Origin of the sequence: Paenibacillus camerounensis (assembly GCF_000723885.1) — a bacterium.
Taxonomy (GTDB): Bacteria; Bacillota; Bacilli; order Paenibacillales; family Paenibacillaceae; genus Paenibacillus_AQ; species Paenibacillus_AQ camerounensis.
In genome coordinates this window covers 71,492-80,716 of the sequence record NZ_CCDG010000010.1, presented here as the reverse complement: position 1 = coordinate 80,716, position 9,225 = coordinate 71,492, and the positions used below count along the sequence as shown (strand labels likewise).

Sequence of the window (9,225 nt, the reverse complement as noted above, 5' to 3'; positions counted from 1 at the left end):
CATATATAAAGGATATAATAAAAAATAAAAGGGTTTCGAGCGGAAAGGAGCTTAACCATGAGGGCTGACCGTTTATTATCTATACTGCTCCTGCTGCAGGCCCGCGGCAAAGTCAGCTCCCGCGAGCTGGCCGGACTTCTTGAGGTCTCTGAACGGACTATAGTGCGTGATATGGAGGCACTTAGCGCGTCCGGTGTTCCAGTATTCGCCGAAAGAGGGCGAGACGGCGGCTGGTTGCTGCCGGCAGGCTACAGAACCGCCTTAACCGGGATGAAGCCGGGGGAGATAGGTTCACTGCTCCTGACAGCCGATTCCGCTGTCATTGAAGCGCTTGGCATCAAGGAGGACTATTCCTCTGCCGTCCGTAAGCTGGAAGCGGCGGCGGCCCAGCCGCAGCACTCACAGATCCAGCTGCTTAACCAGCGCATTCATATCGACGGCGCAGGCTGGCATCCTTCCGGGGAAGCGTATCCTTACCTTACTCTCCTGCAGGAAGCTGTATGGACAGACCATAAGGTGTTGATTGTATACAGCAATAATGATGAGCGCAAAGAACGGCTGATCTCCCCGCTGGGTCTCATTGCCAAACGCGGTGTCTGGTATGCCGCTGCCTTAAGCGGCGGAGAGCTGCGGACTTTCCGGGTATCCCGGATTATTTCTGCTGAATTAACGGATGACGCCTTTACCCGTCCGGCAGGCTTTGATCTGGCACGTTACTGGGAGGAATCCACTGCTTCATTTAAGGCAGCACTGCCCAGGTATCCTGTTACCCTGCTGCTCAGCGCCTCCGGCATGAAAACCCTTAGGCAGGAGCGTTATGCAGCCGTACTGGCTGCAGCGCCTTCATCCAAAGCAGGCTGGCAGAAGGTTCAGGCTGAGTTTCACACACCGGAATCAGCCTGCACAATCATTTTGTCTCTGGGACAGGAGGCTGTTGCAACAGCGCCTGAGGAGCTGGTGAACATGCTGATAGAATCTTTGCAGGGAACCTCTATTTTATATGAAGAAATTGCGCAATCCGCCTCAGCCGGGGAATCTGGACTTTGAAGTTTTATGTCAGTTTTTACAATAGACTGTTTCCCCGCAGATCACCTATACTATTACAATACACACCATCTTTTTTAGGGGGAACTTTATTATGGACTGGATGACCAAGCTTCCGTTAAAGCAGAGAATCGTTGCCGGCTGTTACCTTGTTGCCGCTTTGTTCGCTGTCCCGGTTTTAATCACTCTTGTAATGATTGGCAAAATCGTTCTCGGCATTATCCTTATTGCTGCACTGGCCGGTCTGACCTACCCTCTCGCGCGTTTCGTTGAGAGAACGCTTACATCTTCATTTGATGAATTCTCCAATGTTACCCACACCATTGCCAAGGGCGATTTTACAAGCCGGGCTGATGAGAACGGGTCGATGGGCGAGGTCAGCCGCTCCTTCAACGTTATGATTGACAAGCTCAAGAGGATTCTGACCGAAGCGTCACAGATCACACGCCATGTAATGGATGCCAGCAGAGGCATCGAGGACAAGAATCACAGCCTCAAAATTGTAATGGCCCAGGTGGCCTCCTCCTCCAACGAGCTGGCGGTCGGCGCCAATGAGATCTCAGCGGATATTGCGGACATGACGGAATCCATCAAGGATATTGAAACCAAGGTGGCTAACTACACTCACTCCACCAAGGAAATGAATAAACGCTCCATACATACGCTTGAATTGGTTGAGCAGGGACGACTGTCAGTAGATACCCAAGCGGAAGGCATGCGCAAAAACATCGAGGCTACCAACAAGGTTGCCGGTACCATTGAGGCGCTCTCCCAGAACGCACGCGGCATTTCCATGATAGCCAAGTCCATTACCGAAATCGCTGAGCAGACCAATCTGCTGTCGCTGAATGCTTCAATCGAGGCGGCACGCGCAGGTGAGCACGGACGCGGCTTTGCCGTTGTCGCCCAGGAGGTCCGCAAGCTTGCAGAGGAGTCAACCGCCTCAACCAAAGAAGTCTTCGGCCTGATTCGCAGCATTGAAACTGATATTAAGCAGGCTGTAGAGAATATCGCGATTAACGAAGAGGTTGTACAGGTACAGAATGAACTGATCGTGGAAACGGCCCATATCTTCTCCCAGATCGTCCAAAGCGTTCAATACATAACCGAGCAGATCGCCGCCTTTTCCCAGGAGAGTGACCTTATGCTGGAGAGCGCCCTCAAAATTTCCGGTGCCATTGAAAATATATCGGCAATTACCCAGCAGACGGCAGCCGGTACTGAAGAGGTGTCCGCAGCCATGAATGAACAGATCAATGCTCTCCAATCCGTTGCTGATGAGACAGACAAAATGACCCAGGCAGTATTCCAGCTGCAAAAAACCATTCACATTTTCAAGTTCTAAGCAAGTATTACTTCAGTCCTAGAGCTGCCGCTTACATCATGCGGCAGCTCTTTTGATTTTTGTAAGACGGATTCACTAAATTGTCCTGCAATTCGTCAATTTTCGCACTTTTCTGCATAATTGTATTGACAATGATAGAGTTAAAAATATATTGTAAAAGTAAATTTAACCAAAGAAATATTATCCAACTTAGTACCTAACCAAATATCGGCAAAGTTCTCCGAAAGGAAATGACGCAAAGCCATGGATCTACAGTCTCAATTCTTGGGACCAGGATAGCCAGGTTGCAGCCGGGACGTTAGAATAATTACGTTCTCAACGGCTATACGTGCAACTGGCCTGTGCTCATTAGAGCACAGGTATTCTATTGTCACTTGAGTCGCTAGAAAAATACACAACGGATAGGGTGGAACTCTTGAAAACAGTCGCAGATTATATGGCTGAGGCACTTCACAACCTTGGCGTAACACATTCCTTTGGTATTATTGGCAAATCTATTTGTCCTATAGCTCTTAAGATGGTTGATTACGGGATTGAATTTATTCCGGGCAGACATGAGTCCAGCTGCGGCTTCGAAGCCGCCGGCTACGCACTCAAAACCGGAGGGCTTGGTGTTGCCTTCGGGACCTCCGGCCCGGGCGGAACCAACCTCCTTACTGCAGCGGCACATGCGAAAGCCAATAATCTCCCTGTTCTGTTCATTACCGGTCACCAGTCCATTAAAGAGCTCGGAATTCCCCAGTGCCAGGACTCTTCATCCTATCTGGCTGATCTGGCGGATATGTTCAGACCGGCTACCTTATTCAGCAAGCTGGTAGAGCGCGGAGATCATTTCAGTACGATTTTTAATCATGCCATTTCTATAGCCCTGAGCGGCAAACGCGGGCCGGTACATCTGTGCATCCCTTTTGATGTACAGACCGAAATGCTTGAGGAATGCCGCATTGTCATTCCTGAGCGCGAGACTGTTGTCAGCACCGGTAATTTTGAACGCGTAATCGCTGCTATTAACGAATCAACCCGTCCGCTTATTATCGCCGGTAAAGGCGTTAACCGTTCAGGAACACACCAGGAGCTTATTCAACTGGCCGAAACCTTTAATATCCCTGTTGTTACCTCGCCGGGCGGAAAAGGCGCTATCGCCTGGGACCATCCGCTGTACCATGGCCCGTGCGGTGTAGGCGGCTGCAAGCACGGGGATGACATGCTGAACAGCAGCGATCTTTATATTGTGCTCGGCTCACGCCTGAGTGATATGACAATCTGCAATCTAAAAGCGGAAAATCATCCGGCAACACTGATCCAGTTCGATTCCGATCCTACCTTTGTCGGCAAAATCTTAAATTCGCAGACGATTTCGGTCAGCGGTGATCTGCGTGACAACCTGAGCTACTATCTTCAGCATATCGACAGAGATACCGTTGTCAGACATGAGATCACAGCAGATGCTAATTACCATGACGAATTGCCTATATTGCCTAAGCTCTCGATTGCTTCGGTCCTGAGTACACTAAGCGATCAGATTCCTTATAACAGCTCGCTATTTGTAGATGACGGCAGCCACGGCTTCCATGCCGTGAAATGGTACAATGTTAAGAAACCGGGAAGCTTTATCTTTGATGCTTATTTTGCCTGCATGGGCAACGCTATCGGCATGTCGATCGGCGCCAAGGCGGCGTCACCTGATGAGACCGTTCTCTGCATCACAGGAGACGGCTGCTTTATGATGCTGGGCGCAGAGATCAATACTGCAGTCTGCAAGAACCTTCCGGTTATTTTCATCGTGGTTAATAACATGCAGCTGGACATGGCCCTCAAGGGTATGGAAAAGACAACCGGCAGAATCGACGGTACCCTCTTCGAGGTTCCGATGGATGCAGCGAAGTTCGGTGAGTCCCTCGGCGCCGTAGGCTATAAGTGTGAAACTGCGGAGCAATTTGCCGCAGCTATTGATGACGCAGTTGCTTCAGGAAAGGTAGCTGTTATTGAACTGCTTACTGACCGTGACGAAATGCCTCCGACGGCGCACCGGGTATTGAATCTTTAATAACATTATTCAGGAGGTTTACTTAAGTGGAAAGTTCAGTGAACAGCGGGCTCAAGCATTTTACCAATCTCTCCGGAGACTACGGCAACAAGCAGTTAGCGCCGATTAAAGAGCATTTTCCGGAATTGGCCGAGTATATTATGGGCAATGCTTACGGCGATATTTTTCAGCGTACAACGATCGGCTCAGACTGGAAGGAAATTGCTGTCATATCAGCCCTGATTACAATGGGCCAGTTCGAGCAGCTTGGCGTTCATTATGTGATGGCTCTGCGTGTCGGCATGACTGTAGATCAGATCAAAGGCATCCTGCTGCATCTGGTTCCGGCCATCGGTGCTCCAAAGGTCATCTCTGCCTTTAATGTACTGCTTGCCACACTGGAGGAAATCAAGTAGCTTTTAAGCATGTAGAACACCCCTATCTTGTTTTGGAGGCTTGAGCAAATGGGCAAATATGTACTAAAAACCGATCCCGAGAACAAAAAGCTGCATATTTATCTGGAAGGAACCTTTTCCAATGAGGACGGCCTCAGATCAATTCAAGCCTACCAGCAGGTGGTTAATCCGATTGTCCCCTCTGAATACGAGCTGCAGATCGACTGCCGCAAACTGAATGTCACAGCTCCGGATGTGGTTCCTTTGCTGGAAAGCTGCTTTGTCATGTTCAAATCGGACGGTTTTCAGCAGGTTACCCTTGCTCTCGAGAACAATCCGCTGCTCAAGATGCAGCTCTCCCGGCTTGGACGTAAAGCCGGGCTTGAGAGCATGCTGATCGTTCCTTCATTTCAAGCTTAATTACTCAATAATGCTCTAATCAACAAAAACAAAAGCAACCTGCGGACAAGTGATAACTTGCCTGCAGGTTGCTTTTGTTATGGCGAACACCCTTAATTCGCATCCTGCTAAAACGCGGATCAGAAAGCAGCTAATGCCTTGCTTCATGCTTCTCCCAGCCCATAGTCCGCTCTACCGCGTCTTTCCACACGTTGTAGCGTTGTTCCCTCTCTTCTCCGTCCATCCGGGGCTCAAAGTCACGCTCCGCTTTATTGAAGCTCTCCAGCTGCTCTCTGGACCAGATTCCGGAGGTCAGACCGGCCAGCAGTGCTGCACCCAGCGCTGTTGTTTCGGCATAGGTGGTACGGGTCACTGTGCTGCCGAGAATGTCTGCCTGGAACTGCATCAGCAGATCATTGCGCACGGCCCCCCCGTCAACCCGCAATCCCGTGAGCGGCATACCGGCATCCTTCTCCATTGCGCCGATTACATCACGGGACTGGAATGCCAGTGCCTCCAGCGTAGCCCGTACTAGATGACCGGCGGTTGTGCCCCGGGTGAGGCCGAAGACGGCCCCGCGGGCATACATATCCCAGTACGGGGCGCCAAGCCCAGTGAACGCAGGTACTACTACTACGCCTTCACTGTCTTCCACCTCAGCAGCCTTCTGCTCAGAATCAGCCGGCCCGTCGATCAGGCCAAGCCCTTCATGCAGCCACTGCACAGCCGCTCCGGCAACAAATACACTGCCTTCGAGCGCATAATACAGCTCGTCTCCCATTCCCCACGCAACGGTGGTCAGCAGGCCGTGCTTGGAGGTAACAGCTTCTGTTCCTGTGTTCATGAGTATGAAGCAGCCTGTACCGTATGTATTTTTGGCACTGCCCGCTTCCAGACAGGTATGGCCGAACAACGCAGCCTGCTGATCCCCGAGCACAGACCGGATAGGAATTTCCGCACCGAACCAGCGGCTATCCGCGATGCCGAAATCTCCGCCGGACATGCGGACTTCCGGCAGCATCGCCCGGGGGATATTCAATTCCTGAATCAGCTGATCGTCCCATATGCGTTCATGCAGGTTATACAGCATCGTCCGCGAAGCATTGGTCACATCTGTCGCATGCACAGCGCCGCCTGTAAGCTTCCAGATGAGCCAGGTGTCCACTGTGCCGGCCAGCAGCTCCCCGCGTTCAGCACGCGCTCTGGAGCCCTCCACGTGGTCCAGAATCCAAGCCAGCTTGGTTGCAGAGAAGTAAGCGTCTACCACCAGGCCTGTCTTACCGGCAATCTCCCGGGCCAGCCCCTGGCGCTTGATCTCCTCACACTGCGGTGCTGTACGCCGGTCCTGCCATACGATCGCCGGATACACCGGTTCTCCCGTCTTCCTGTCCCAGATCAGCGCCGTTTCACGCTGGTTAGTAATGCCGATCGCCGAAATGTCCGCAGGCGCAACAGAGCTTGCCTGAATCGCATCTCTGGCCGCCGCCAGCTGGCTCTCCCAGATTTGCTCCGGATCATGCTCAACCCAGCCGGGCCGGGGAAAGGACTGCTTAATATCATATTGCCCCTGGGCTACCATACCGGCTTCTTGGTCAAACAGTATAGCCCTGGAGCTGGTAGTCCCTTGATCCAATGATAAAATCATCAATAATTGCCTCCTAAAGTGACGGGTATGTTATGTTCCACGTTGAACAAGATTAAAGGAGTCCTTTCAACAAAAAGCACCTCTGCATTCAGAGGCGCTGTCAGTCTAAGTCTGAATTTACTGTTTTTCGACAGGAAGCCGTAGCGTAAAGGTCGTGCCCTCGCCAAGCCTGCTTGCGGCAAATATCTGTCCATGATGTGATTCGACGATATTTTTAACAATGGCCAGACCCAGTCCGGTACCGCCAGACTCTCCGCGGACACGGGCCTTATCAGCCTTGTAGAAGCGTTCAAAGATAAAAGGCAGGTCATCCGGATGAATTCCGGCGCCCTGGTCGCGGATCGCAAGCTCCAGATAACGGCGGCCCTCCAGCACGATGGAACTGCCTGTAATAGAGATCTGCTTGTCGGCCGGAGTGTGCCGGAATGCATTATCCAGCAGATTCGTCAGAACCTGTTCCAACTTGTCTACATCCGCGAACTTAAGCAGCAGTTGCCCCTCAGACTTGTGCAGCTCCAGAATGATATCACGTTCCTTGGCACGCACGGTAAACTTGCGGTAGATACGTTCGAGCAGCTCGCCCATATCCACCTGCCCCATCATCATATCGGTATGACCCGCTTCCATCCGGGCGAGATCAAGCAAATCCTTGACCAGTCTGCCCATACGAAGCGATTCATCATGAATAACCTGTACCAGCTCATTCCTCTCCTCCGGAGAGGAAGCCATTCCGTCCAGCAGTGCTTCACTGTAGCCCTGCATCATGGAGAGCGGTGTGCGGATCTCATGTGATACATTTGCCACGAAGTCGCGGCGCATCTTCTCCAGCCGTACTTCCTCCGTTACATCCCGGAGTACAGCTACCGCACCACGGATGCGCTCATCCGAATAGAGCGGCGCCATATGTACAGACCACACCCCCTGACGGACATGGACATTGGCACGCTGATCCCCGCCCTGCCTAAGCGTATCCATAAACAATGGACGCAGCGGCAGCGGAACTGCGCTGAAATGTGCATGTTCCTCTCCAGGTCCGGCATCGCCTTCCGGCTGATGCTCCAGGCTCAAATCGCTCCATATCTCCAGCAGCTTCTGCCCGTGCGGATTTGTGAGGATAACCTGGCCTTCATTATCAAAGGTGATTACAGGATCAGTCATGCTGCGAAGCACGCTGGACAAATGTCCCTTCTCATGATTCAGGCTGCGGATATTCTCCTCAAGCTCTGCCGCCATATGATTGAATGACGTTGCCAGCTGGCCAATCTCATCACTGGTCCGCAGCTTCAGCCTGGTGCCGTATTGGCCGCGGCGGATATTATTCGCCGCTTCTATAACCTGCTGCATCGGCTGTGTGATCTTCGTAAACAGGAATAACGCAAAGAACGTTGTCAACGAAAACCCGATCATACAGGCATAAGTAAATAAACGTTTGATCGCCCCGGAATTGGCGAAGTTACTGTCGATATAAGGAAGCAGGAACAGTCCTACTGTAATCAGCACGACAGCAACCAGGCAGATGATCGTAACCCACAGCTTGCCGACAAGGCTTCTCCAGAAACTCACCTATTTGGGTACCTCGAGCTTGTAGCCGACTCCCCAGACTGTAGTGATCATTGCCGCTGATTCCGGTGATACTTTATTCAGCTTTTCGCGGAGTCTTTTGACATGGGTGTCAACCGTACGCAGATCTCCGAAAAATTCGTAGTTCCAGACATCCTTCAGCAGCTCCTCGCGGGAGAACACCTTGTCCGGCGATATAGCCAGATAATGCAGCAGCTCATATTCCTTCGGAGTCAGGCTGACCTCCTGTCCGCCGGCCGTGACTCGGTGGGCATCATGCTCAATAATGAGATGCGGAAATACAATATTATTGCTGGAATTGCTCTCTTTGGATAAAAAGGCTGTCGCCGACGAACGGCGCATAATAGCCTTAACCCGGTAAATGACCTCGCGCGGGCTGAACGGCTTAACCACATAGTCGTCTGCTCCCATTTCGAAGCCCTGAACGCGGTTGATCTCTTCGCCCTTGGCGGTCAGCATCAGGACCGGAGTGGACTTGACGCCTCTAAGTCTGGTTAGCACTTCGATCCCGTCGATCCCCGGAAGCATAACGTCAAGCAGGATTAGACCGTAATCATTGGCTGTAGCTTTGCGCAGCGCAATTTCACCGTCCTCCGCTTCGTCGATTTCGTAGCCTTCTTTTTCAAGATACATTTTTAGCAGGCGGCGAATCCGCTCCTCGTCATCTACCACCAGAATTCTATTCAGATGCTCAGCCATTAACAACAACCCCTTCATCAATTACAGTTGAACATTACCCTAATACGCATCACGCCTGAAGGCATGGGATTTACATTACTATAACGCAAAA

Annotated in this window: 8 protein-coding genes and 1 riboswitch; of the genes, 5 read left to right on the top strand and 3 right to left on the bottom strand. The window is 51.6% G+C overall.

The window, feature by feature from the left end:
* The first annotated feature begins 57 nt into the window (after nucleotides 1-57).
* The 5 genes from BN3772_RS04310 to BN3772_RS04290 all read left to right on the top strand — a co-directional run bounded on the left by BN3772_RS04310 (nucleotide 58) and on the right by BN3772_RS04290 (nucleotide 5,230).
* Complete coding sequence (locus tag BN3772_RS04310; RefSeq protein WP_042197035.1) at nucleotides 58-1,047, top strand: helix-turn-helix transcriptional regulator; 990 nt, start codon at nucleotides 58-60, stop codon at nucleotides 1,045-1,047.
* A 91-nt stretch (nucleotides 1,048-1,138) separates the two neighbouring features.
* The gene (locus tag BN3772_RS04305; protein WP_042178281.1) at nucleotides 1,139-2,389 is read left to right on the top strand and encodes a methyl-accepting chemotaxis protein; all 1,251 of its coding nucleotides are present in this window, start codon (nucleotides 1,139-1,141) and stop codon (nucleotides 2,387-2,389) included.
* A 199-nt stretch (nucleotides 2,390-2,588) separates the two neighbouring features.
* Nucleotides 2,589-2,681, top strand: a riboswitch (cyclic di-GMP riboswitch).
* Nucleotides 2,682-2,795: 114 nt separating this feature from the next.
* Nucleotides 2,796-4,436: a thiamine pyrophosphate-binding protein gene (locus tag BN3772_RS04300; RefSeq protein ID WP_052380376.1), complete on the top strand. Its 1,641-nt coding sequence runs from the start codon at nucleotides 2,796-2,798 to the stop codon at nucleotides 4,434-4,436.
* 26 nt (nucleotides 4,437-4,462) lie between these two features.
* Complete coding sequence (locus tag BN3772_RS04295) at nucleotides 4,463-4,831, top strand: carboxymuconolactone decarboxylase family protein (protein ID WP_042178285.1); 369 nt, start codon at nucleotides 4,463-4,465, stop codon at nucleotides 4,829-4,831.
* 48 nt (nucleotides 4,832-4,879) lie between these two features.
* Nucleotides 4,880-5,230 carry a hypothetical protein gene (locus BN3772_RS04290; RefSeq protein WP_042197029.1) on the top strand — a complete coding sequence of 117 codons (351 nt, stop codon included), beginning with the start codon at nucleotides 4,880-4,882 and terminating at the stop codon, nucleotides 5,228-5,230.
* Nucleotides 5,231-5,360: 130 nt separating this feature from the next.
* Here the strand turns inward: BN3772_RS04290 and glpK are convergent, their stop codons facing one another.
* From glpK to BN3772_RS04275, 3 genes are all read right to left on the bottom strand, one after another.
* Complete coding sequence (gene glpK, locus BN3772_RS04285) at nucleotides 5,361-6,854, bottom strand: glycerol kinase GlpK (protein WP_042197027.1); 1,494 nt, start codon at nucleotides 6,852-6,854, stop codon at nucleotides 5,361-5,363.
* A gap of 117 nt (nucleotides 6,855-6,971) precedes the next feature.
* Nucleotides 6,972-8,417, bottom strand: a complete 1,446-nt coding sequence (locus BN3772_RS04280; protein ID WP_042197025.1) for an ATP-binding protein — start codon at nucleotides 8,415-8,417, stop codon at nucleotides 6,972-6,974.
* The gene (locus BN3772_RS04275) at nucleotides 8,418-9,134 is read right to left on the bottom strand and encodes a response regulator transcription factor (protein WP_020427515.1); all 717 of its coding nucleotides are present in this window, start codon (nucleotides 9,132-9,134) and stop codon (nucleotides 8,418-8,420) included.
* Between the last annotated feature and the right edge of the window lie 91 nt (nucleotides 9,135-9,225).